1 pseudogene is annotated in these 621 nt (G+C 64.3%); it reads right to left on the bottom strand.

What is annotated here, in order from left to right:
• Nucleotides 1–286, bottom strand: a pseudogene (locus CCN51_RS47265) (hypothetical protein); the annotation flags it as partial.
• Nucleotides 287–621 lie beyond the last annotated feature (335 nt).

The following is a 621-nucleotide window of genomic DNA, read 5'->3' as shown; positions in this document are numbered from 1 at the left end:
GGGTGCCATCGCTCATGGCCGCACGCCACAGGGCGGGGGCTTCGCGGTGGGGGCGGGCCTCGATGTGCCACAGGCCGATGGGTTCGACCAGCTCGCAGTATTCCGGAATGATCCCGATGTGCAGGCGACCCTGATCGCCGAAGGCGTGGTAATTGCCCCACTCATCCGTCCGCTTGTGCCACCTCGGGCCGGTAAGCGGGGCGAAGACGGGGTCGGCGCACCCGTCGCTGGCGGCCAGATAGCGGGGGTGCACCGGAATATGGGCACCGGGGGTGGCGTGTGTCATGGTGCGGGCTCCTTCCTGGAGGAATAGAGAAATCGGGTGTGGTTCTTTGACACGACGCAGGCGCGCTGGGCGGGGCTCCGGCCGTGGCAGGCGCGGTCAGTCCCGGGGTGAACGCATCTCGCGTGGCATCCCGGCGGGGTAGGCGTGTGCCCGGGGGTGCCGGATCTGCGGGTTGGCATTCGGCTGCAATGTCCTGCACCTCCTTTTAGACAAAACTGTTCTACGGCCGGATTTCGATGGAGTGATTCGGTAATTTACTTCCCGGAATTTCCGGGGAATGCGACCACCATAGCTCGACCCATGAAACAAGCAAGTCTGAATTCGGGCTCGGAATT

It is taken from the genome of Streptomyces milbemycinicus (assembly GCF_002154605.1).
GTDB lineage: Bacteria > Actinomycetota > Actinomycetes > Streptomycetales > Streptomycetaceae > Streptomyces > Streptomyces milbemycinicus.
This window is presented reverse-complemented; position numbering and strand designations above follow the sequence as displayed.